Consider the following 21502-nt stretch of genomic DNA (forward strand, 5'->3'; position numbering starts at 1 on the left):
CCTTGCATCGAGGCCGATCGCCGACCACGATCGGCGCGTGGGCAATCGCAGACCGGTCAACGGCGGCATGGTGCTCGACGACGTCTCCAAGGCCATCGTCGAGCAGCTCCAGGAGGACGGCCGGCGGCCGTACGCGACGATCGGCAAGGCCATCGGCCTGTCGGAGGCCGCGGTGCGGCAGCGCGTCCAGCGACTGACCGACTCCGGCGTCATGCAGATCGTCGCGGTGACCGACCCGCTGCAGGTCGGCTTCACGCGCCAGGCGATGATCGGGCTCAAGTGCGAGGGCGACCTCAGCGTCGTCGCCGACGCGCTGGCCGACCTCCAGGAGGTCGACTACGTCGTCGTGACGGCCGGCGGCTTCGACCTGCTGTGCGAGGTCGTGTGCGAGGACGACGACCACTTGCTCGAGGTGCTCAACCAGAAGATCCGCTCGCTCCCCGGCGTACGGACCACCGAGACGTTCGTGTACCTGAAGCTGCGCAAGCAGCTCTACAACTGGGGGACCAGATGAGCACCACCCGTTCCGGCGCCGACCGCTCGCAGGCGGCACGCGACCACCTCTGGGGTCACTTCACCCGGCAGAGCGCGTGGGAGCACGGCGTCCCGACGATCGTGCGCGGCCAGGGTCACCACATCTACGACGACGCCGGGCGCCAGTACATCGACGGGCTCTCCGGGCTGTTCGTGGTGCAGGCCGGCCACGGCCGGACCGAGCTCGCCGAGGCGGCGCGCGTGCAGGCCGAGAAGCTCGCGTTCTTCCCGCTGTGGTCGTACGCGCACCCCGAGGCGATCGACCTGGCCGAGCGCCTGGCCGCCTACGCCCCGGGCGACCTGAACCACGTCTTCTTCACCACGGGTGGCGGCGAGGCCGTCGAGACCGCCTGGAAGCTGGCCAAGAACTACTTCAAGCTCACCGGCAAGCCCAACAAGTACAAGGTGATCTCGCGGTCGATCGCCTACCACGGCACCACGCACGGGGCCCTGTCGATCACCGGCCTGCCGACGCTGAAGGCGCAGTTCGAGCCGCTCGTCCCGGGCGCGCACAAGGTGCCGAACACGAACGAGTACCGCGCGCCCGAGCACCTGCGCGACGACCCCAAGGCCTTCGGCCGATGGGCCGCCGACCGCATCGGCGAGGCCATCGAGTTCGAGGGTCCGGACACCGTCGCCGCCGTGTTCCTCGAGCCCGTCCAGAACGCCGGCGGCTGCTTCCCGCCACCGCCCGGGTACTTCGAGCGTGTGCGCGAGATCTGCGACGAGTACGACGTGCTGCTGGTCTCCGACGAGGTCATCTGCGCGTTCGGCCGGATCGGCTCGATCTTCGCGTGCGACGACTTCGGCTACGTGCCGGACATGATCACCTGCGCCAAGGGCATGACCTCGGGCTACTCCCCGATCGGCGCCCTGATCGCCTCCGACAAGCTGTACGAGCCGTTCGCCAAGGGCAACGCATCGTTCGCCCACGGCTACACGTTCGGCGGGCACCCGGTCTCGGCCGCGGTCGCCAACGCCAACCTCGACGTCTTCGAGCGCGAGGGCATCACGACCCACGTCAAGGAGAGCGCCCCGGCGTTCCGGCGGACCCTGGAGAAGCTGCTCGACCTGCCGATCGTCGGAGACGTGCGCGGCGAGGGCTTCTTCTACGGGATCGAGCTCGTCAAGGACAAGGTCACCCGGGAGACGTTCGACGACGACGAGAGCGAGCGCCTGCTGCGCGGGTTCCTGTCAGGCGCCCTGTTCGAGGCGGGTCTGTACTGCCGGGCCGACGACCGCGGCGACCCCGTCATCCAGCTCGCTCCCCCGCTGACGTGCGGGCAGCAGCAGTTCGACGAGATCGAGCAGATCCTGCGCGGGGTGCTCACCGAGGCGTGGACGCGCCTGTGACGGCTGCGGCGCCCGCTCCGCTGTCCCTCTGGTTCGACCAGGTCGCCGCCGAGGACCCGGACAGCCTGGTGCCTCGCGACCCGCTCGACGGGGACGAGGTGGCCGACGTCGTGATCGTCGGCGCTGGGCTGACGGGCCTGTGGACGGCGTACTACCTGCTCGAGCACGACCCGGCGCTCGACGTGCTGATCGTCGAGGCCGAGGTGGCCGGGTTCGGGGCCAGCGGTCGCAACGGCGGCTGGTGCTCAGCCCTCTTCCCCGTCTCTGCCGACGAGCTCGCCCGGCGGCACGGCCGGGAGGCGGCGGCCGACATGCGCGCGGCGATGCGGGACACGGTCGTCGAGGTCGGCGGCGTCGCGGCGGCCGAGCAGATCGACTGCGGCTTCGCGTTCGGCGGCACGGTCACGCTGGCTCGCAACCGCCCGCAGCTCGAGCGCATCGCCTCCGAGGTCGAGGCCGACTCCCGGTGGGGCGACGAGTCCCACCTGCTGGGCCCCGACGAGGTCGCCGACCACGTGCGGGCCGAGGGCGTCATCGGCGGCTCCTACACCCCCGACTGCGCCCGCATCCAGCCCCTGCGCCTCGTCCGCGGCCTCGTCGACGTGCTGCTGTCCCGCGGCGCCCGGCTGGCCGAGGGCACGCGTGCCCTGCGGCTCTCCCCGCGGGCCGTCGTCACCGACCACGGCACGGTGCGCGCGCGCTGGGTCATCCGTGCGACCGAGGCATGGACCACGCAGCTGCCCGGCTCCGAGCGCGACCTGGCGCCCGTCTACTCGCACATGATCGCCACCGAGCCGCTGCCGCCCGAGGTCTGGGCGCAGATCGGTCTGGACCGCGCGCAGACGTTCCACGACGCCCGGCACCTCATCGTCTACGGCCAGCGCACGACCGACGACCGGCTCGCGTTCGGCGGTCGCGGCGCGCCGTACCACCTCAACTCCGCGATCCGGCCGTCCTACGACCAGGTCGACGCCACCGCCGAGCACCTGCGGCGCGAGCTGGTCGAGCTCTTCCCCGTGCTGGACCGCGCGGAGGTCACGCACCGCTGGGGCGGACCGCTCGGCGTCGCGCGCGACTGGTCGCCGTCCGTCGGCCTCGACGCGGAGACCGGCATCGGCTGGGCGGGCGGGTACGTCGGGGACGGCGTCGCGACGACCAACCTCGCCGGGCGGACGCTGGCCGACCTGGTCGCCGGCGCGGACTCGTCCCTGGTGCGCCTGCCCTGGGTGGGCCACCGCTCCCCGCGGTGGGAGCCGGAGCCGCTGCGCTGGGCCGGGATCACGGCCGCCCGCCGGGCCGCCGCGTGGTCCGACCGCATCGAGCGCCGGTCCGGGCACACGAGCCGGGTCGAGTCCGTGCTCAGCCGCGTGCTCGGCCGCTGACCGCCTCCTGCGGCACTCGCCCGGGTCAGGCGCGGGCGAGCAGCTCGTGGGCGCGCGTCCGCGCCCACCTCTCGGCGTCCAGCACGGCGTCGAGCGTGAGGTCGTCGACCCCGCCGTGCTCGCCCAGCACCCGCTCGACCGTGCTCACGATGTCGAGGAACCCGATCCGCCCGGTCAGGAACGCCTCCACGCACTCCTCGTTGGCGGCGTTGTAGACCGCCGGGTGCGTCGGGGATGCCGCCACGGCGGTCCGGGCGAGCGCGACCGCACCGAACACCTCCTCGTCGAGCGGCTCGAACGTCCAGGCGGTCGCCCGAGTCCAGTCGCAGCCCGGCGCGACGTCCGGTACCCGGTCGGGCCAGCTCAGCCCCAGCGCGATCGGCAGCCGCATGTCGGGCGGCGACGCCTGTGCGAGCGTCGACCCGTCGACGAACTCGACCATCGAGTGCACGACCGACTGCGGATGCACGACGACGGTGATGTCCTCGACCGGCACGTCGAACAGCAGGTGCGCCTCGATGAGCTCGAGCCCCTTGTTCATCAGGGTCGCCGAGTTGATCGTCACCACCGGCCCCATCGACCAGGTCGGATGCGCGAGGGCCTGCTGCGGCGTGACCGCCTTGACGTCGTCCTGAGCCCAGCCACGGAACGGTCCCCCGGACGCGGTCAGGACGAGGCGGCGGACCTCGGGCCGCGTGCCTCCGCGCAGGGCCTGGGCGATCGCCGAGTGCTCGGAGTCGACCGGGACGATCTGGTCGGGCCGCTGCCGCGCGGCGTGGACGAGCCGGCCGCCCACGACCAGCGACTCCTTGTTGGCCAGCGCCAGGGTGCTTCCCGCGCGCAGGGCCGCGAGCGTCGGGCCGAGGCCGACGCTGCCGGTGACCCCGTTCAGCACCACGTCGGCGCCGCGGCCGGCGAGCTCGGTCGATGCGTCCGGCCCGACGAGCACCTCGACGCCGGGGAGCGCGTCTCGCAGGGCCGGGCCCGCGGTCTCGTCGGCAACCGCGACCGTGGCCGCACCGAGCTGCCGCGCCTGCCGGGCGAGGAGCCCGACGTCACCGCCGCCGGCGCTCAGCCCGGTCACCGAGAACCGGTCCGGGTTGCGGGTGATGACGTCGATGGCCTGGGTGCCGATCGAGCCCGTGGACCCGAGGAGGATGACGCTGCGCTGGCTCACGCCCCCATCATCGCGGGTCGTGGCAGGATCGCCGCATGCCCGGTCCTGTACCCGCCCAGGGGTCCGCCACGCGCCTGCTCGTCCTCGGCTGCGTGCGCATCTTCCAGCCCGTGCACGGCTACTTCCTGCGCCGCGAGCTGGTGAGCTGGGACATCGAGCGCTGGGCCCGGATCCACCCCGGATCCATCTACAACGCGCTCAAGACGCTCACCCGCGCCGGGCTGCTGGCCGAGATCGAGACCCCGGCCGGCACGCGCCCGCAGCGCACCACCTACGTGATCACGCGCGAGGGCGACGAGGAGTTCCTGGCCCTCGTGCGGGCGGGGCTGCTGGAGGTCGAGGACCTGCAGGTGTTCCTCACGGCCGTGAACATGGCCTACGCGCTCCCGCGCGACGAGGTGGTCCGTGCGATCCAGACGCGGATCGGCCTGCTCGAGGGCCTCCTGACCGAGACGACGGGGTCGATCGACTCGATCCTCGACGCCAAGGACACCCCCGACACGGCGAGCGAGGTGCCCCGTCTGCTGTCGGCGCACGTCCGGGCGGACATCGCCTGGGCGCACGAGTACCTCGGGCGCCTGCGGTCGGGTGCGTACGCGTTCGACGGGGAGCCGCCGCTCTGGACGCCGACGCCCGAGCAGGTCGAGGCCGCCCGGCTCGCCGGCGTGGGTCCCGGGGTGCTCCTCGTCGAGCAGCAGGGTCACGGCCTCGATCTCGGCCTGCTGAAAGACACGTAATAGTCAAGGTTGACGAGTAATAGTCAATCTTGAATACTGAGGTCTCCACCCGAAGGAGACCTCGCATGATCCATGCCCGCGGCCTGGCCCGCACCTACAAGACCCGACGAGGAGACGTGGACGCCGTGCGCGGCGTCGACCTCGACGTCGAGGCCGGCGAGATCGTCGGCTTCCTCGGCCCGAACGGCGCCGGCAAGACGACGACGCTGCGCATGCTCACCACCCTCCTGCGCCCGACGCGCGGCGAGGCGACCGTCGCCGGTGCCGACCTGCGCCGCGACCCCGGCACCGTGCGACGCCGCATCGGCTACGTCGCCCAGTCCGGGTCCACCGCCTCCGAGGCCCGCGCCGGCGAGGAGGTCGTCGACCACGCCCTGCTGTACGGCGTCGAGCGGTCCGTCGCGGTCGCCCGCGGCCGGGAGCTGTTCGGTCAGCTCGAGCTCGACGGGCTCTGGGACCGCAAGGCCGGCTCCCTGTCCGGGGGCCAGCGCCGTCGCCTCGACATCGCGCTCGGGCTGATCCACACACCCCGGCTCGTGTTCCTCGACGAGCCGACCACCGGTCTCGACCCGCAGGCCCGCGCCAACCTCTGGACGCACGTGCGCGGCCTGCGCGACACCCGCGGCAGCACGGTCTTCCTCACCACGCACTACCTCGACGAGGCCGACGCGCTGTGCGACCGGATCCTCGTGATCGACAGCGGCCAGATCGTCGCCCAGGGCAGCCCCGAGGAGCTCAAGCAGCGGGTCAGCGGCGACGCGATCGTCCTCACCGCCGCCCTGCCCTCGGACGTCGCCCGCATCGCGACGGTCGCCGCGCAGCTGCCCGGCGCCACGGCACCCGTCGTCGACGGCTCGATCGTCGAGGTGCGCGTCCCGCAGGGTCGCACCCAGCTCGCCGGACTGCTGCGCGCCCTGGACGCCGACGGGGTCGAGATCGACGGCGTCGAGCTGCGCCGCCCGACCCTCGACGACGTCTTCCTCACCCTCACCGGACGCTCCCTGCGGGACGGCGAACGCCGCGCCGACGGCGCCGACACCACGGACGGAGCCGCAGCATGACCACCACCGAAGCACCGGCGATCCTCGACGAGCAGACCGGCCGCTCGACGTTCCTGCGGGACACGAGCACCGTGTTCCGCCGGGCCATGCGCATCTCGCTGCGCAACCCCGTCTGGTCGGTCATGGGTCTCCTGCAGCCCGTGCTCTACCTCTGCCTGTTCGGTCCCCTGCTGGAGCCGATCGCCGGGCAGCTCGGCGCCACGAACTCCTACCAGATGTTCGTCCCCGGACTGCTCGTGCAGCTGGGCATGTTCGGCGCGCTGTTCGTCGGCTTCGGCCTCATCGGCGAGTGGCGCGACGGCGTGATCGAGGCCGAGCGCGTCAGCCCCGCACCCCGCGCCGCGCTCGTGCTCGGCCGCGTCACCCGTGACGTCATCGTCGTCTTCGTCCAGGGCGTCGTCCTGTGCTCGGTCGCGTTCCTGTTCGGGCTCGAGGCGCCGTTCTGGGGCGTCGTGCTCGGCATCGTGACCGGCGCCCTGCTCGCGGCCGCGTTCGCGTCGGCGTCCTACGCGATCGCGCTGACGCTCAAGAGCGAGGACGCGCTCGCCCCGCTCATGAACGGCATCGCCCTGCCGCTGCTGCTGCTGTCCGGGATCCTGCTGCCCATCACGGCCGCCACCGCCCCCGCGTGGTTGAACACCCTGTCGAACCTCAACCCCGTCAAGCACGTCGTCTCGGGCATCCGTGCCCAGTTCAACGGCGACTTCGGCACCCCGACGGCGGTCTGGGGCGTGGTGATCACGATCGCGCTGGCGGCGCTCGGGATGTGGTTCGGGGCGCGGACCTTCAAGCGCGAGGACGGCTGAGCCACGGCCCGGGTCGCGACGAGGCTGTTCGGCGCGCGGACCTTCAAGCGCGAGGACGGCTGAGCTCCATGAATGCGAAAGGCCGCGCTCCTCGTCGGAGCGCGGCCTTTCTGCGGGTCAGTCACCCGTGCTGGTCACTCGACGCCGAGCAGCACCTCGACGGCCCGCGCGAAGAACGCGTCGACCGGCGGTTCGGCGTAGGCGTTGCGGCCCTTGCGGCGGCGGAACGTGGCGGCACGCACCTCGGCGGCCGCGAGCGGCGCACCGGTGTCGAAGTAGGCGACGAGGCGACGGCACAGCTCGTCGACGTCGGCGGGCTCGTAGCCCTGCTGACGACGCTCGGGCGGGGCGAACCGGTCGCCGTCCGGCCGACCGAGGCGGCCGTAGAGCGTGCGCGCCTGCTCGCTCAGCTTGGCCATCCACGCCTGCTGCCCCTGCGTCGACACGTACTCGGCACGCGCCCGGGCGACGAAGGCCGCCTCGAGCCGGTCGAGCGCCGCGTCGACGGCCGCGGTCACGTACCCGCCGCGCACCATGTCGAACGCGACCCCACGCACGTCCTTGCTGGACAACGCGGCGGCCGGTCCCTGCTCGTACACCGCCCTCGCGTGGGCGAAGAAGTCGTCGACCTCGTCCGGGTCGTAGCCCTGCTTCAGACCGGAGACGGTCCGGAACATGCCGTCGCTCACTCGTCCTCCTCTGCTGCGAGCTGGCCGCAGGCACCGTCGATCTCACTGCCGCGCGTGTCCCGGATCGTCGTCGGGATGCCGTGCGCACGCAAGCGTGCCACGAACTCCTGCTCGACCTGCGGATCGCTCGCCGTCCACTTCGAGCCCGGCACCGGGTTCAGCGGGATCGGGTTGCAGTGCACCCAGCCACGCCCCCGCTGGTTGAGCAGCTCGCCGAGCAGGTCCGCGCGCCACGCCTGGTCGTTGATGTCGCGCATCATCGCGTACTCGATCGAGACGCGTCGGCCGGTGGCCACGAAGTACCGGTGCGCCGAGTCGATCGCCTCGGCGACGGACCAGCGCGTGTTGACCGGCACGAGCTCGCTGCGCAGCTCGTCGTCGGGCGCGTGCAGGGACAGCGCGAGCGTCACCGGGATGCCCTCGCCCGCCAGCTTGTTCATCGCCGGGACCATGCCCACCGTCGAGACGGTGACGTTGCGGGCGGACATCCCCAGCCCGTCGGGTGTCGGCGCGACGAGGCGCCGCACCGTCTCCATCACCGACTTGTAGTTGGCCAGCGGCTCGCCCATGCCCATGAAGACGACGTTCGTCAGCCTGGTCGGGCCGCCCGGCACCTCGCCGTCGGCGAGCATGCGGCCGGCCGCCCGGACCTGCTCGACGATCTCGGCGGTCGACAGGTTGCGTGTGAGGCCCATCTGGCCCGTCGCGCAGAACGCGCACGCGAGGCCGCAGCCGGCCTGGCTCGAGATGCACAGCGTGGTGCGGTTCTTGTAGCGCATCAGCACGGACTCGACCTTGGCGCCGTCGAAGAGGTGCCAGAGCGTCTTGACCGTGGTGCCGTGGTCGGCCGTCATGGTCTTGTGCGCGGTCAGCAGGCGCGGGAACAGCCCCTCGACCAGCTTGTCGCGGGTCGCCTTCGGCAGGTCGGTCATCGTCGCGGGGTCGTTCGACAGGTGCGTGAAGTAGTGCGTCGCCAGCTGCTTGGCGCGGAACGGCTTCTCCCCCAGCTCCGTGACGGCCTCGATCCGCTGCTCGGGCGTGAGGTCGACGAAGTGCTTGGGCGGCTTGCCCCGAGGTCCCCGGCTGGGCGAGGACAGGTCGAGGCGGACGGGTGTACCGGTCATCGGTACCCCCTCTCGGGTCGGGCTGGCGGCGGTGGCCGCGCGAGGAAGAAAGACGAGCTGTCAGGCGGCGGGCTGCAGGACCGCCAGGACGACGTAGACCGCGGGGACGGTCAGCAGGAGGGAGTCGAGCCGGTCGAGCAGGCCACCGTGGCCGGGGATGAGCCGGCCCATGTCCTTGAGCTCCAGGTCGCGCTTGAGCATGGACTCGCTCAGGTCGCCCAGAGTCGCCGTCACGACCGTGGCCAGCCCCAGGAACACGCCGACGAGCGGCTCACCGTCGAACGCGACCTGCACGCCGACGACGCCGACGACGCACGCCAGGACGATCGACCCGAGCAGACCCTCCCAGGTCTTCTTCGGGCTGACCGACGGCGCGAGCGGGTGCTTGCCCAGCAGGACACCGACCGTGTAGCCGCCGGTGTCGTTGGCCACGCAGAGCAGGATGAACAGCATCACGCGCGACGGCCCGTCGGGCTCCGCGAGCATGAGCATGACGAACCCGGCGAGGAACGGCAGGTACGCGGCCGCGAACGTCCCGGCGGTCACGTCCCGCAGGGCCGACTGGCCGCTGCCGTCGAGCACGCGCCAGACGACGACGCCCCCGACGGTGAGCATGAACGACACGAACAGCGCCTCGGGTCCGGCTGTGTACGCCGACACGAGGATCCCGATCGCGCCGACCAGCAGCGGGAGCAGCGGCAGGTGGATGTCGCGGCGCGTGAACGCCTGCGCCAGCTCCCACAGACCCGCGCAGACCGCGATGATCGCCAGGACGCCGAACGCTTCCTTGCGGATGAACAGCGAGGCCACCACGAGGACGAGCAGGCCGACACCGACGACGATCGCGACCGGGAGGTCGCGACCCGAGCGCGGCGTGCGGGTGGTGGCGATGGCTGTGTCCGTCATCAGACCTCGAGCAGCTCGCTCTCCTTGGACGAGAGGAGCTGGTCGATGAGGTCGACGTGCTTCTTGGTCAGCGCCTCGAGCTCCTTCTCGGCGCGACCCACCTCGTCCTCACCCGCCTCGCCGTCCTTGACGATGCGGTCCAGCTCCTCCTTGGCGCGACGACGCACGTTGCGCACCGAGATGCGCGCGTCCTCGGCCTTGGTCTTGGCCAGCTTGACGAAGTCCTTGCGACGGTCCTGCGTCAGCGCGGGCAGGACCACGCGGATGACGTTGCCGTCGTTGGTGGGGTTCACCCCGAGGTCGGAGTCGCGCAGGGCCTTCTCGATCGCGACCGTCGACGACTTGTCGAACGGCGAGACGAGGATCGTGCGCGCCTCGGTCACGTTGAAGGACGCGAGCTGCTGCAGGGGCGTCGGGCTGCCGTAGTAGTCGACGAACACCTTGGAGAACATCGCGGCGTTGGCGCGGCCCGTGCGGATCGTCGAGAAGTCCTCCTTGGCGACCTCGACGGCCTTGTCCATCTTCTCTTCAGCCTCGAAGAGGGTCTCGTCGATCACCGGAGCTCCTTCGTCGTTCGTGTCGTTCGGCCTGCGCCCGGGTGGGGTTCAGCTGGCCGTGATCAGCGTGCCGATCTTCTCACCCTGCAGGGCCCGCGTGACGTTCCCGACCTCCTCGAGGCCGAACACGCGCATGCGGACGTCGTTGTCGCGGCACAGGCTGAGCGCCGAGCCGTCCATGACCCCCAGGTCGTTGACCAGGGCGTCGGTGTAGGTCAGGTGGTCGAGCTTCACGGCCGTGGGGTCGGTACGCGGGTCGGCCGAGTAGACGCCGTCCACGCCGTTCTTGCCCATGAGGACCTCGTGGCAGTGCGTCTCGAGGGCGCGCTGGACGCTGACGGTGTCGGTGGAGAAGTACGGCATCCCGGCGCCGGCGCCGAAGATGACGACGCGGCCCTTCTCGAGGTGCCGGATGGCGCGCAGCGGGATGTACGGCTCGGCCACCTGGCCCATCGTGATCGCCGTCTGCACGCGGGTGCTCACGCCGGCCTGCTCCAGGAAGTCCTGCAGCGCCAGGCAGTTCATCACCGTGCCGAGCATGCCCATGTAGTCGGCGCGGGCGCGGTCCAGACCGCGCTGCGAGAGCTCGGCGCCGCGGAAGAAGTTGCCACCGCCGACGACGATCGCCACCTGCACCCCGGCGCGGACGGCCACCGCGATCTCCGCGGCCACCCGCTGCACGACGTCCGCCGCGAGGCCGATGTCGCCTCCGCCGAACGTCTCGCCCGACAGCTTGAGCAGGACGCGACGCTCCGGCTCGGCCCCGCGCACGGGACCCGGGTCCTGGCTCACGTCGTCTCCTCGCAGCTGTTGGGTGCGGCGTCCGCCGCCTGGTTGCGACGGTGGCCCCGACCCAGTCGGATCGGGGCCACCGTTGCGCTCACAGGTGTCAGGCTCCCACGCGGTAGCGCACGAAGCCCGTCAGCGTGCCGCCGGCCTCGGAGAGGACCTGGGCGACCGTCTTCTTGTTGTCCTTGGCGAACGCCTGCTCGAGCAGGACGTTCTCCTTGAAGAAGCCGTTGAGGCGGCCCTCGATGATCTTCGGCAGCGCGGCCTCGGGCTTGCCCTCGTTGCGCGCCGTCTCCTCGGCGATGTGGCGCTCGTTCGCGACGACGTCGGCCGAGACCTCCTCACGCGTCAGGTACGTCGGCGAGAACGCCGCGATGTGGGTCGCGATGTCACGGGCCACACCGGCACCGGCCGCGTCGGTCGCCACGAGGACGCCGACCTGCGGGGGCAGGTCCTTGCTGACCTTGTGCAGGTAGACCTCGACGTGCTCGCCGGCCACGCGGGCCAGACGACGCACGACGACGCGCTCACCCAGGGTGGCGGCCGTCTCGTCGACGATGTTCTGCACGCTGGAGCCGTCGACCTCGGTGGCCAGCAGCGCGTCCGCGTCGCGAGCCGGGCTGTCGACCGCGGCCGCGAGGACGCGGTCCGCCAGGGCGACGAAGTTCGGGCTCTTGGCGACGAAGTCGGTCTCGGAGTTGATCTCGACGAGCACGCCCGTCTGACCCTCCCCGTCGGCCGTCGGGCCGACGTGCGCGACGACGAGGCCGTCGGAGGCCGCGCGTCCCTCACGCTTGCCGACGCCCTTGAGGCCCTTGACCCGGATGAGCTCGAGCGCCTTGTCGGAGTCGCCCTCAGCCTCCTCGAGCGCCTTCTTGACGTCCATCATTCCGGCACCGGTCTTCTCGCGCAGCGCCTTGATGTCTGCGAGCGAGTAGTTCGCCATCAGTCGTGTCCGTTCTGCTTGTGTCGTGATGATCGAGCGGGGATCCGGCCGCCTCGCGGCGGCCGGATCAACTCACTTGGCGTCGGTGTCGCCCTCGGCCTGGGCGTCGGCGTCGGCGGCCTCCTCGGCAACGGCCTCGGCGACGACCTCCTCGGCAGCCTCGACGGCGACCTCGGCCTCGACGCCCTCAGCGACGAGCTCCTCGGCGATGGCCTCGACAGCGGCCTCCTCGACGACGGCCTCCGCGATCTCCTCGGCGGCGATCTCCTCGGCGACCGCCTCGGCGATCTCCTCGACGACCTCGGCCGCGACGGCCTCCTCGGCAGCGTCCTCGGTGGCCTCGGCCGTGGCCTCGGCGGCCAGGCCGGCCTCGGCACCGGCGAGCAGCTCGCGCTCCCACTCGGCCAGCGGCTCGGCGTCGGCGTCGGCGCCCTCGGCGGCCGCGGTGCGACCCGAGTGACGCTTGAGCAGACCGTCGGCCGCGGCGTCCGCGATGACGCGGGTCAGCAGCTGCACGGCGCGGATCGCGTCGTCGTTGCCCGGGATCGGGTAGTCGACGACGTCGGGGTCGCAGTTGGTGTCGAGGATCGCGACGACCGGGATGCCGAGCTTGCGCGCCTCGTTGACGGCGAGGTGCTCCTTGTTCGTGTCCACGATCCACACGGCCGAGGGGACCTTTGCCATGTCGCGGATGCCGCCGAGCGTCTTCGCGAGCTTGTCCTTCTCGCGGCGCAGGACGAGCAGCTCCTTCTTCGTGAGGTTCGAGCCCGCCACGTCGTCGAAGTCGATCTGCTCGAGCTCCTTGAGGCGCTGCAGACGCTTGTGCACGGTGCTGAAGTTGGTGAGCATGCCACCGAGCCAGCGCTGGTTGACGTACGGCATGCCGACGCGGGCGGCCTGGTCGGCGACCGGCTCCTGCGCCTGCTTCTTGGTGCCGACGAACAGGATGGTGCCGCCGTGGGCGACGGTCTGGCTGACGAAGTCGTACGCGCGGTCGATGTAGGACAGCGACTGCTGCAGGTCGACGATGTAGATGCCGTTGCGCTCGGTGAAGATGAAGCGCTTCATCTTGGGGTTCCAGCGGCGGGTCTGGTGTCCGAAGTGGACACCGCTCTCGAGCAGCTGGCGCATGGTCACGACGGCCATGGCACGTCCTTCCGGCGCGCACCGCGAGGTGCACGCGTCAAAGGCGGACCCGCGAGGGATCCGCATCTCGGTTGTCGGCTCCGACCATGTGGTCGTCGCCCCTGGCGCCATGTCGTCGTCCGCTCCGGCAGCTGCATCGGGTGACCGTGTGCAAGATGCCGGACCGCTGCGGAGATCGACCCCGACCTGGTGCTCGCCCGACCCCGGAGGGCACGAGCGGGTTCCCGGAAGGGAGGATGACGCGCGAAGTCGACCGGTACGGACCGGTCGCGAGAACAGTTTAGCGGATGGCGGCAGCAGCTCCGAACACCGGGGGCCGAGCCGTCCCCAGCCCCCCGGCGACGCGGATCCGCCTCCGGTCGGCGACGCGCCCGACGTGCCGGTCGCTCCCGGAGGCCAGGGTGGCGACATGACCAGGACCTCGCCGCGACCAGCGCCGCACGTCCGGCTCGCGCCGACCGTCGCGGTCGCCGTCTGCGCGCTCCTCGCGCTGGTGCTGCTGGGCGTGCTCGGCTCGGCGCTGCCGGCGGCCTCCGGACCGGTACCCGTGCGCGCGTCCGAGTCCTACGGCCTGCCGCTGGCCGGCGCGCCCGACGTCGCGCGGCGGTTCGAGGCGCCCGAGCAGGCGTGGTCGGCGGGGCACCGCGGGGTCGACCTGCGCTCGGTCGTGGGTGCCGAGGTGCTCGCGCCGGCGGACGGTGTCGTGGCGTTCGCGGGATCCGTCGCGGGTCGCGGCGTGCTGACCGTCGCGCACCCGGACGGTCGGCGGTCGAGCCTCGAGCCGGTCGGCGCCTCGGTGCTCGTCGGGACGCGCGTGGCACGGGGCGACCCGGTCGGGACCGTCGAGGCTGCGGGCTCGCACTGCGCGCCGCGAACCTGCCTGCACTGGGGCGTGCGGGAGGGCGCCGAGTACGTCGACCCGCTGGGTCTGCTGCCCGGGGCGGGACCTGTGGTGCTGCTCTCGTCGGGAACGCGTCCCGCCGGAGGTCAGACGCGCTCGGCGTCCATGAGGCGGGTGCGCAGCCGGACCATCGCGGCCGTGTGCATCTGCGAGATCCGCGACTCGGTGACGCCCAGGACGCGACCGATCTCGGCGAGGGTCATGCCCTCGTAGTAGTAGAGGACGACGACGATGCGCTCGCGCTCCCCGAGACACTCGATGGCACGGGCCAGCAGGAACTTGGTCTCGGCCGCCTCCAGCGAGCCGGCCGGGTCCAGCGTCCGCTCGTCGCCGAGGGTGTCGCCGAGCGAGACGCCGCCGGGGCGGTCCTCGCCGCCGCCGAGCAGCTCGTCGAGCGCGGCGACGTTGACGGTGGAGAGCTGAGAGTAGATCGCACGGAGGTCCTCGACCGGCATCTCGAGGTGCAGGGCGACCTCGGCCTCGCTGGGCGTGCGGTGCAGCTTGGCCTCGAGCTCGGCGTAGGCGCGGTCGACGGAGCGGGCCTTGGTGCGGACCGAGCGCGGGACCCAGTCCATGGCGCGCAGCTCGTCGATGATGGCGCCGCGGATGCGGGAGGAGGCGTAGGACTCGAACTTCACCGCACGGTCGGTCTGGTACTTCTCGATGGCGTCGATGAGGCCGAACATGCCGTAGGAGACCAGGTCGGCCTGCTCCACGGTGCTCGGCAGCCGCATGCCCACGCGGCCGGCGACGGCGTTGACCAGGGGCGCGTAGTGCAGGATCAGGCGCTCACGGGCACGAGGCGCGGAGGTCGCCTTGTACTCCTCCCAGAGGGCGTCGATGTCCTCGCCGGTCCGGCTGGGCGCGGAGGCTCCACGCTGCGTCGGGACCTCGGCGAGCAGCTCGGCCGCGGACGCGCGCGGCTGCGGGATGACGCCCTCGGGCGCAGTACCCGTGAACCGCGTGTGCACGTTGTATGCGGCATCCAGCTGAGTGGTCATCGTCGACTCCGTTGTGTCCGTCATGCTCGGGGGTGCGCCTGCTGGAACGCCGATCGCAGACGCTCGGCGGAGACATGTGTGTAGCGCTGCGTCGTGGCGAGGCTCGAGTGACCGAGGATCTCCTGGACGCTGCGCAGGTCCGAACCGCCTTCGAGAAGGTGGGTCGCTGCGGTGTGACGCAGTGCGTGGGGCGCGACGTCGTCGACGCCTGCCAGTGCGGCGGCCTGGTGCACGACCGCGCGCGCCTGGCGCTGGTCGAGGCGTCCGCCGCGGAGGCCGAGGAACACGGCCTTCGGGGAGTTGGGCTGTGCGAGCTGCGGGCGACCGCGGTCGAGCCAGGCGCGCAGCGCCAGCTCGGCGGGGCGGCCGAAGGGCACGACCCGCTCCTTGTCGCCCTTGCCGACGACGCGGATGGTGCGCTCGGACGGGTCGGCGTCGGCCAGGTCGGCACCGACGACCTCCCCCACGCGGACGCCCGTGGCGTACAGCAGCTCGAGCAGCGCCCAGTCGCGCAGGTGGATCGCGTCGTCGTCCTCGGCGCGCTCGCCGGCCTGGTCGAGGAGCTGGGTGACCGGCTCGACCCGGAGCACGGTCGGCAGCGGGGAGGCCGCGCGGGCCGTCGCCAGGCGCAGGGCCGGGTCGGTCGCGACGAGCTCCGAGCGCGTGGCCCATGCGAAGAACGTCCGGACGGCCGCACCGCGGCGGGCCAGGGTGGAGCGGCTGCGCCGAGCCGTCGCCATGGAGGCGAGCCAGCCGCGCAGCATCGCGAGATCAATGTCCGAGAGCGTGACCGCGCCGTGGCGGGAGGCATATCCCAGAAGCTGGTCGACATCGCCCAGATAGGCGCGGACGGAATGCTCCGAGAGGCCGCGCTGGGCGGTCAGGTGGTCCGAGAACGCAGCAAGGATGCTCGCCCGGCTGGGCGTCCCTGTGGTGATCTCGGCCACGTTCATGGCCCCTACGGTGGCGTGAAACACAGCCGGGAACAAGCGCGACTTTCACACCTACGGCCTAATCCTGGGCGATTCCGGGGTCAATGTCCGATTCGTCGAGCGCGTATTGGACCGGTGTCCGATTTTTTCACCCCCTGCAGGACTCACCCCCGAAACTCACTCCTTTGCCATCGGCGAGTCCGCTGGACATTTGGCACTATGAACTTTCGGACATCCTGCTCAGAAGCCACCCGTTGCCCCGGCGAACTGCCCATCCGTCGAGCTCCAGAATGCCCAGGGCTGCCCCTGCCTCCACCCTGGAGATACCCGCCGCGGCGGCCACCCGCTCCACCTCGACCGCCGACCGGCGCGGCAGGGCGTCGAGGACCCGGCGCGCCACGGGGTCCAGGTGGTCGGTCGCGCGGACCGCACCGGCGTCGGCGGCCTCCTCGCCGGGGGTTGCGGCCGAGCCGGTCAGCCCGGCGAGCTCACCGACCTCGTCGGCGTCCGTGACGCAGACCGCGACGCCGTCCCGGAGCAGCCGGTGGCAGCCGGCGGACGCGGCCGACGTGACCGGTCCGGGCACCGCCCCGACCGGTCGTAGCAACCTGGCCGCATGGTGGGCGGTGCTCATCGCGCCGGACCGCCAGGCCGCCTCGACCACGACCGTCGCCTTGCCGGCCGCGGCGATCAACCGGTTGCGCTGCAGGAATCGGCTCTTGGTGGGCAGGCTCTGCGGCGGCACCTCCGCCACGAGCGCCCCGCCGGCACCGACCACCGCCTCGAGCAGCCGGGCGTTGCCGGCGGGGTAGGCGCGGTCCACGCCCCCTGCGAGGACCACCACGGTCGCGCCGTCCCGCGCGACGGCACCCCGGTGCGCCGCCGCGTCGATGCCGTACGCACCGCCGGACACGACGCACACCCCGCGGCCGGTCGGGCCGTCGGCGAGGTCGAACGCGACCCGCTCGCCGTAGGTGGTCGACGCCCGCGACCCCACGACGGCGACGGACCGCGTCAGCACCGCCCGTAGGTCGGGCTCCCCGCGGACCCAGAGGCAGAACGGCCCCTCGGCGCCGAGATCGGTCAGGCCGTCGGGCCAGCGCGGGTCCGTCGGCACGAGCAGCACGCCACCGAGCCGCGCCAGCTGGTCCCCGCTGCGGGCAGCGTCGACGTCGGGGAGGCGCCCGGACCAGCGGGCGACGGCTCGGGCGATCCGCGCCCGCACGTCCGGAGCGAGAGTCCCGCACCGCTCCTCGAGCGCTCGCCAGTGCATCTCGGAGCTGCCTCCGACGCCGGAACGGACCCAGTCGAGGGCGTCGGACGCACCGAGCTGCTCGACCAGGACCCCGGCGACCGGGTCACCGGGCTCGACGAGCGCGCTCCAGGCCATCCGCGCGAGCGCGTCCGCCTCGTCGGCGCTCATGCGCCGTTCCCGCGCGTGCGCAGGAGCAGCGCACGCCCGACGTCGGATCGCCCGGGCGCCGCCCGACCCTCGAGGTCCGCCAGCGTCCACGCGACCCGCAGCACCCGGTCGACCCCGCGCAGACTGAGCGTGCCTCGGTCCAGCGCCCGGTCGAGGTCGCCCATCAGAGAGCGGTCGGGGCCCAGCCGCGCACGTAACCAACCGCCCGGGACCTCGCCGTTCGTCCGCCAGGGCGTGCCCTCGAGCCGGTCCGACTGCGCTCCACGGGCAGCCAGGACCCGGGCGGCGACCAGAGAGGTCGACTCCCCCGCGGTCGACCCGGCCCGCGCCGGGCCGAGCTCCACCTGCAGGTCCACGCGGTCCAGCAACGGCCCGGAGAGCTTGCCGAAGTAGCGGCGCCGTTGCTCGCTGCGGCACGTGCACGCGAGCCCCTTGCCGACCGCCTGGCCGCAGGGGCACGGGTTGGCCGCCAGCACCAGCTGGAACCGCGCCGGGTAGCGCGCGGTGCCGGCGGCCCGGTGCAGGACCAGCTCGCCGTGCTCGAGCGGCTGGCGCAGGGTCTGCAGCACCGCGGTGCTGAACTCCGGGGCCTCGTCGAGGAACAGCACGCCGCGGTGCGCACGCGACGCGGCGCCGGGACGCGGCACCCCGGAGCCGCCGCCGATCACGCTGGCCGGCGTCGCGGTGTGGTGCGGGTCCTCGAACGGCGGTCTCCGGAGGAGTCCCTCCCCCGGGTCGAACGCTCCGGCCACGGAGTGCACGGCGGTCACCTCGACCGCGTCGGCCTCCGACAGATCGGGCAGGAGCCCGGGCAGGCGGGCGGCGAGCATGGTCTTGCCGGTGCCGGGCGGCCCCACCATGAGCAGGTGGTGACTGCCCGCCGCGGCGACCTCGAGGCACGCGCGGGCGTCCTCTTGGCCCACCACGTCCGCCAGGTCGAGCGCGGCGAGGCGCGGGCGCAGCTGCACGGCCTCGGGCTCGACCGCGGGCAGCGCGGGGACCGCGACGTCGGCGCCGTAGCTCGCGGCCACCTCTGCCAGGCTGCGCGCACCGACCACCTGGGCACCCGGCACGAGCCGGGCCTCGGCCACGTTGGCCTCGGCGACGACCACGCGACGACGCCCTGCGGCGACGGCTGCGGCGACCGCAGGGAGCACGCCACGCACGGGCCGCAGCCGCCCGTCCAGACCGAGCTCGCCGAGGTGCACGACTCCCTGGGGGCCCGCCGGGTCGACCACCTCGGCACCGGCGAGCGTCGCGACGGCGATCGCCAGGTCGAAGCCCGACCCCGACTTGGGCAGGGTGGCGGGCGAGAGGTTCACGGTGATCCGCCGGTTGGGCCACGCCAGGCCCGACGAGGTCACGGCGGCACGCACGCGGTCCCGCGACTCGGCGAGCGACGCGTCCGGCAGGCCGACGAGCGTGAATGCCGGCAGGGACGGCGCCAGGTGCGCCTCGACGTCGACGACGTGCCCGGTGAGCCCGACGAGGGCGACGCCGAGGGTTCGGCCGAGCACCACCTAGACCACCCCGACCAGGTGGTCGACCTGCGCCGCGCGACCACGCAGGAGGAGGACCGCGATCACGTCGACCCGGACCGAGCTCGGGTGCACGTCGTGCACGGCGAGCCACTGGGCCGCGAGCCGACGCACCCGCGCGAGCTTCACGGCGGTGACCGCCTCGGCCGGGTGCCCGTACGCGGTCGACCGACGGGTCTTGACCTCGACCACCACGAGCTCGTCGCCGTCGAGCGCCACGAGGTCGAGCTCACCGTCGCGGCACCGCCAGTTGCGCTCGAGCACCTGCCACCCGCGGCGACGCACGTGCGCCTCCGCAACGTCCTCGCCGTACCGCCCCACTGCGTCCTTCGCGCGCACCGGACCACCTCCGGGCACGACGCTTCCAGCCGGGACGCGGCAGGAACGGCCGGTCCCGACCAGGAGGTCCGCGCAGGGGCTGGGGGCGGCTCAGCGCGCGAAGCCGGCGCTGCCCCCGAGGTCGAGCTCGGCCTTGGCCAGCTCCTCGACGTTGACGTCCTTGAACGTCACGACCCGCACCGACTTCACGAACCGCGCGGAGCGGTAGACGTCCCACACCCACGCGTCCGCGAGCGACAGCTCGAAGTAGACCTCACCGGCTGCCGACCGCACCTGCAGGTCGACCTGGTTGGCCAGGTAGAACCGGCGCTCGGTCTCGACGACGTAGGAGAAGAGCCCCACGACGTCGCGGTACTCGCGGTAGAGCGCGAGCTCCATGTCGGTCTCGTAGTTCTCCAGGTCCTCGGCACTCACGCGCCCATCATCCCCCATCGCACGACGCTCGCCCGACCGACGCGGCTCAGTCGACCTCGACTCCCGGCAGCCGCCACGAGCGCCGGTGCAGGACGCTCGGTCCGAGCTCGCGCAGCGCCGCCATGTGCTCGGGCGACGCGTAGCCCTTGTTCTCGTCCCAGCGGTAGTGCGGGTGCTGCGCGGACAGGTCGACCATCATCGCGTCGCGCTCGCACTTGGCCAGGACGCTCGCGGCGGCCACGCTCGCGCACGTACGGTCGGCCTTGACCCGCAGGTGCACGCGCGGTCCGGCGACCAGCGGCTCGTCGTCGAGCGAGAACAGGTCGCCCTGGGCCGGACGGCTGAGCCAGTCGTGCGAGCCGTCGAGGAGCACGACGTCCACCGGGCCGACCACCAGGGCGACCGTCTCCAGCGCCCGGGTGCCCGCGAGGCGCAGGGCGGCGATGATCCCGACCTCGTCGATCTCCGCCGCGCTCGCGTGCCCGACGGCCCGGGCGACACCCCACCGGCGCAGCGGAGGCAGGAGGGCGGTGCGCGCCGCCGGCGTCAGCAGCTTGGAGTCGGCGACCCCGCGCGGGGCGGAGCGCGTCGAGACGTCCACCACGACGACGCCGACGCTGACCGGCCCGGCGAGCGACCCGCGGCCCACCTCGTCCATGCCCGCGAGGAGGCGGGCGCCGTCGCGCAGGAGCAGCCGCTCGTTGCGCAGGTGCGGCGGCGTGCGGGGTGCCGACGGCCGGGGCGCCGCGGTGCGCGGCGTCGCCGGACGGTCGGCGGTCGTGGTCACGACGGGGGTGGCACGTCCGCGAACGTGCTGCTCGGGTTGCGCAGGAGGCCGAAGCGTTCGAGCGGCCACACGGTGACGAACGCGGTGCCGACGACGTTCGAGATCGGCACGGAGCCGCCGCCCGGGTTGCCCTGGTGGAACCGCGAGTCCGCCGAGTTCTGGCGGTTGTCGCCCATCACCCAGATGCTGTCCGGCGGCACCGTGATGTCGAACTGGAGCTCGCTCGGCATCGCGCCCGCGGCGAGGTACGGCTCGTCGATCGGCACGCCGTTCACGGTGATCGGCTCGCCCGGTCCGGCGCAGGCCACGCGGTCGCCGGGCAGCCCGATCAGCCGCTTGACCAGGTGCTCGTTGGCGTCCGCGGGGTACAGGCCGATGAATGTCAGGAAGTTGTTGATCCCGGATCGGACGGGGCCAGGATCCGGCACGACCTGCTCCTGGAGCCAGCCACCCGGGTCCTTGAACACGACGATGTCACCGCGGCGCAGGTCGAAAGGGCCGGGCGTGAGCTTCGAGACGAGGATCCGGTCGTCCTCGATCAGGGTGTCGTGCATCGACTGGCTCGGGATGAAGAACGCCTGCACCAGGAAGGTCTTGACCAGCAGCGACAGGACGATCGCGCTGACGAGGATGATGACCGTCTCGCGCAGGAGCGAACCGGCTCCGCCGTGCCGCCGGGGGGCCGCGTGGCGACGCGGGCTGGACGACGCCGGGGTCGAGGGCGGGACCTCCCCGAACGGGACGACGGTCTCTCCCGCCGTCGCGGCCGTCGCGGGCGCAGCCGAGCTCACCTGGCCCGGCCAGGCCGTCGGACCCGCGTCGATGCCGAGCTCGTCGGCGGGTCGGTCGGTCACCCGCACACTCTCGCACGTGGAGTTGTGATCCGCGTACACGACGGATGTCCGACGACGCGAACGGGCGGCCACCGTGAGGTGACCGCCCGTCGAGGAGTGCTGGGAG

Annotated in this window: 22 protein-coding genes and 1 pseudogene; 7 read left to right on the forward strand and 16 right to left on the reverse strand. The window is 72.5% G+C overall.

Annotated features, from left to right (window positions below; translation table 11 throughout):
* The first annotated feature begins 67 nt into the window (after positions 1 to 67).
* From AC1DUE_RS18260 to AC1DUE_RS18270, 3 genes are read left to right on the forward strand one after another with little or no spacing between them, the layout of a single operon-like run.
* Positions 68 to 514 (forward strand): Lrp/AsnC family transcriptional regulator, encoded by a 447-nt coding sequence (locus AC1DUE_RS18260; protein ID WP_477040870.1) that lies wholly within the window; start codon positions 68 to 70, stop codon positions 512 to 514.
* The gene (locus AC1DUE_RS18265) at positions 511 to 1887 is read left to right on the forward strand and encodes an aspartate aminotransferase family protein (RefSeq protein WP_477040837.1); all 1377 of its coding nucleotides are present in this window, start codon (positions 511 to 513) and stop codon (positions 1885 to 1887) included. The genes AC1DUE_RS18260 and AC1DUE_RS18265 overlap by 4 nt, the downstream gene beginning before the upstream one ends.
* The gene (locus AC1DUE_RS18270) at positions 1872 to 3269 is read left to right on the forward strand and encodes an NAD(P)/FAD-dependent oxidoreductase (RefSeq protein WP_477040838.1); all 1398 of its coding nucleotides are present in this window, start codon (positions 1872 to 1874) and stop codon (positions 3267 to 3269) included. The genes AC1DUE_RS18265 and AC1DUE_RS18270 overlap by 16 nt, the downstream gene beginning before the upstream one ends.
* 25 nt (positions 3270 to 3294) lie before the next feature.
* Here AC1DUE_RS18270 and dxr read toward each other — a convergent pair whose 3' ends face one another.
* Positions 3295 to 4446 (reverse strand): 1-deoxy-D-xylulose-5-phosphate reductoisomerase, encoded by a 1152-nt coding sequence (dxr, locus tag AC1DUE_RS18275; protein ID WP_477040839.1) that lies wholly within the window; start codon positions 4444 to 4446, stop codon positions 3295 to 3297.
* Positions 4447 to 4481: 35 nt separating this feature from the next.
* Between dxr and AC1DUE_RS18280 the strand changes: the two genes are divergently transcribed.
* From AC1DUE_RS18280 to AC1DUE_RS18290, 3 genes are all read left to right on the forward strand, one after another.
* Positions 4482 to 5183 carry a PadR family transcriptional regulator gene (locus tag AC1DUE_RS18280; protein WP_477040840.1) on the forward strand — a complete coding sequence of 234 codons (702 nt, stop codon included), beginning with the start codon at positions 4482 to 4484 and terminating at the stop codon, positions 5181 to 5183.
* 65 nt (positions 5184 to 5248) lie between these two features.
* Positions 5249 to 6244 carry an ATP-binding cassette domain-containing protein gene (locus tag AC1DUE_RS18285; protein WP_477040841.1) on the forward strand — a complete coding sequence of 332 codons (996 nt, stop codon included), beginning with the start codon at positions 5249 to 5251 and terminating at the stop codon, positions 6242 to 6244.
* Positions 6241 to 7050 carry an ABC transporter permease gene (locus tag AC1DUE_RS18290; RefSeq protein WP_477040842.1) on the forward strand — a complete coding sequence of 270 codons (810 nt, stop codon included), beginning with the start codon at positions 6241 to 6243 and terminating at the stop codon, positions 7048 to 7050. Before AC1DUE_RS18285 ends, AC1DUE_RS18290 begins: the two co-directional genes overlap by 4 nt.
* 134 nt (positions 7051 to 7184) lie before the next feature.
* Here AC1DUE_RS18290 and AC1DUE_RS18295 read toward each other — a convergent pair whose 3' ends face one another.
* From AC1DUE_RS18295 to rpsB, 7 genes are all read right to left on the reverse strand, one after another.
* The gene (locus AC1DUE_RS18295) at positions 7185 to 7739 is read right to left on the reverse strand and encodes a DivIVA domain-containing protein (protein WP_477040843.1); all 555 of its coding nucleotides are present in this window, start codon (positions 7737 to 7739) and stop codon (positions 7185 to 7187) included.
* Entirely contained in the window at positions 7736 to 8863 is a 1128-nt protein-coding gene (gene rlmN / locus AC1DUE_RS18300) for a dual-specificity RNA methyltransferase RlmN (RefSeq protein WP_477040844.1), read from the reverse strand. Before rlmN ends, AC1DUE_RS18295 begins: the two co-directional genes overlap by 4 nt.
* 60 nt (positions 8864 to 8923) lie before the next feature.
* Positions 8924 to 9769, reverse strand: a complete 846-nt coding sequence (locus AC1DUE_RS18305) for a phosphatidate cytidylyltransferase (RefSeq protein WP_477040845.1) — start codon at positions 9767 to 9769, stop codon at positions 8924 to 8926.
* Positions 9769 to 10326 carry a ribosome recycling factor gene (frr, locus tag AC1DUE_RS18310; protein ID WP_477040846.1) on the reverse strand — a complete coding sequence of 186 codons (558 nt, stop codon included), beginning with the start codon at positions 10324 to 10326 and terminating at the stop codon, positions 9769 to 9771. The genes AC1DUE_RS18305 and frr overlap by 1 nt, the downstream gene beginning before the upstream one ends.
* Before the next feature lie 48 nt (positions 10327 to 10374).
* The gene (gene pyrH, locus AC1DUE_RS18315; RefSeq protein WP_477040847.1) at positions 10375 to 11118 is read right to left on the reverse strand and encodes a UMP kinase; all 744 of its coding nucleotides are present in this window, start codon (positions 11116 to 11118) and stop codon (positions 10375 to 10377) included.
* A gap of 97 nt (positions 11119 to 11215) precedes the next feature.
* Positions 11216 to 12061 carry a translation elongation factor Ts gene (tsf, locus tag AC1DUE_RS18320; RefSeq protein WP_477040848.1) on the reverse strand — a complete coding sequence of 282 codons (846 nt, stop codon included), beginning with the start codon at positions 12059 to 12061 and terminating at the stop codon, positions 11216 to 11218.
* A 72-nt stretch (positions 12062 to 12133) separates the two neighbouring features.
* Positions 12134 to 13207 (reverse strand): 30S ribosomal protein S2, encoded by a 1074-nt coding sequence (rpsB, locus tag AC1DUE_RS18325; protein ID WP_477040849.1) that lies wholly within the window; start codon positions 13205 to 13207, stop codon positions 12134 to 12136.
* Between the two features lie 409 nt (positions 13208 to 13616).
* Between rpsB and AC1DUE_RS18330 the strand changes: the two are divergent.
* A pseudogene (locus tag AC1DUE_RS18330) lies at positions 13617 to 14117 on the forward strand (peptidoglycan DD-metalloendopeptidase family protein); the annotation flags it as partial.
* A gap of 77 nt (positions 14118 to 14194) precedes the next feature.
* On the opposite strand, the gene whiG reads toward AC1DUE_RS18330, so the two are convergent.
* From whiG to lepB, 8 genes are all read right to left on the reverse strand, one after another.
* Complete coding sequence (gene whiG / locus AC1DUE_RS18335; RefSeq protein ID WP_477040850.1) at positions 14195 to 15109, reverse strand: RNA polymerase sigma factor WhiG; 915 nt, start codon at positions 15107 to 15109, stop codon at positions 14195 to 14197.
* A 20-nt stretch (positions 15110 to 15129) separates the two neighbouring features.
* Positions 15130 to 16062 carry a tyrosine recombinase XerC gene (locus tag AC1DUE_RS18340; protein WP_477040851.1) on the reverse strand — a complete coding sequence of 311 codons (933 nt, stop codon included), beginning with the start codon at positions 16060 to 16062 and terminating at the stop codon, positions 15130 to 15132.
* Positions 16063 to 16258: 196 nt separating this feature from the next.
* Complete coding sequence (dprA, locus tag AC1DUE_RS18345) at positions 16259 to 17464, reverse strand: DNA-processing protein DprA (RefSeq protein ID WP_477040852.1); 1206 nt, start codon at positions 17462 to 17464, stop codon at positions 16259 to 16261.
* Positions 17461 to 18984, reverse strand: coding sequence for a YifB family Mg chelatase-like AAA ATPase (locus AC1DUE_RS18350; protein ID WP_477040853.1), 1524 nt, complete (start codon positions 18982 to 18984; stop codon positions 17461 to 17463). Before AC1DUE_RS18350 ends, dprA begins: the two co-directional genes overlap by 4 nt.
* A complete protein-coding gene (locus tag AC1DUE_RS18355) occupies positions 18985 to 19341 on the reverse strand; it encodes a YraN family protein (RefSeq protein WP_477040854.1) in 357 nt (118 codons plus the stop codon). It abuts the gene before it with no gap.
* Between the two features lie 90 nt (positions 19342 to 19431).
* Positions 19432 to 19755, reverse strand: a complete 324-nt coding sequence (locus AC1DUE_RS18360; protein WP_028047046.1) for a DUF2469 domain-containing protein — start codon at positions 19753 to 19755, stop codon at positions 19432 to 19434.
* Positions 19756 to 19801: 46 nt separating this feature from the next.
* The gene (locus tag AC1DUE_RS18365; RefSeq protein ID WP_477040855.1) at positions 19802 to 20542 is read right to left on the reverse strand and encodes a ribonuclease HII; all 741 of its coding nucleotides are present in this window, start codon (positions 20540 to 20542) and stop codon (positions 19802 to 19804) included.
* Positions 20539 to 21396 (reverse strand): signal peptidase I, encoded by an 858-nt coding sequence (gene lepB / locus AC1DUE_RS18370; RefSeq protein WP_477040856.1) that lies wholly within the window; start codon positions 21394 to 21396, stop codon positions 20539 to 20541. Before lepB ends, AC1DUE_RS18365 begins: the two co-directional genes overlap by 4 nt.
* Positions 21397 to 21502: the final 106 nt, after the last annotated feature.

Source organism: Cellulomonas sp. P4_A2 (genome assembly GCF_056402515.1).

What these genes read in the sequence shown, in the direction of transcription:
- AC1DUE_RS18260 (WP_477040870.1), top strand. Translation starts at nt 68, where the DNA reads ATGGTGCTCGACGACGTCTCCAAGGCCATCGTCGAGCAGCTCCAGGAG.
- AC1DUE_RS18265 (WP_477040837.1), top strand. Translation starts at nt 511, where the DNA reads ATGAGCACCACCCGTTCCGGCGCCGACCGCTCGCAGGCGGCACGCGAC.
- AC1DUE_RS18280 (WP_477040840.1), top strand. Translation starts at nt 4,482, where the DNA reads ATGCCCGGTCCTGTACCCGCCCAGGGGTCCGCCACGCGCCTGCTCGTC.
- AC1DUE_RS18285 (WP_477040841.1), top strand. Translation starts at nt 5,249, where the DNA reads ATGATCCATGCCCGCGGCCTGGCCCGCACCTACAAGACCCGACGAGGA.
- AC1DUE_RS18290 (WP_477040842.1), top strand. Translation starts at nt 6,241, where the DNA reads ATGACCACCACCGAAGCACCGGCGATCCTCGACGAGCAGACCGGCCGC.
- rlmN (WP_477040844.1), bottom strand. Translation starts at nt 8,863, where the DNA reads ATGACCGGTACACCCGTCCGCCTCGACCTGTCCTCGCCCAGCCGGGGA.
- AC1DUE_RS18305 (WP_477040845.1), bottom strand. Translation starts at nt 9,769, where the DNA reads ATGACGGACACAGCCATCGCCACCACCCGCACGCCGCGCTCGGGTCGC.
- tsf (WP_477040848.1), bottom strand. Translation starts at nt 12,061, where the DNA reads ATGGCGAACTACTCGCTCGCAGACATCAAGGCGCTGCGCGAGAAGACC.
- rpsB (WP_477040849.1), bottom strand. Translation starts at nt 13,207, where the DNA reads ATGGCCGTCGTGACCATGCGCCAGCTGCTCGAGAGCGGTGTCCACTTC.
- whiG (WP_477040850.1), bottom strand. Translation starts at nt 15,109, where the DNA reads ATGACCACTCAGCTGGATGCCGCATACAACGTGCACACGCGGTTCACG.
- AC1DUE_RS18340 (WP_477040851.1), bottom strand. Translation starts at nt 16,062, where the DNA reads ATGAACGTGGCCGAGATCACCACAGGGACGCCCAGCCGGGCGAGCATC.
- dprA (WP_477040852.1), bottom strand. Translation starts at nt 17,464, where the DNA reads ATGAGCGCCGACGAGGCGGACGCGCTCGCGCGGATGGCCTGGAGCGCG.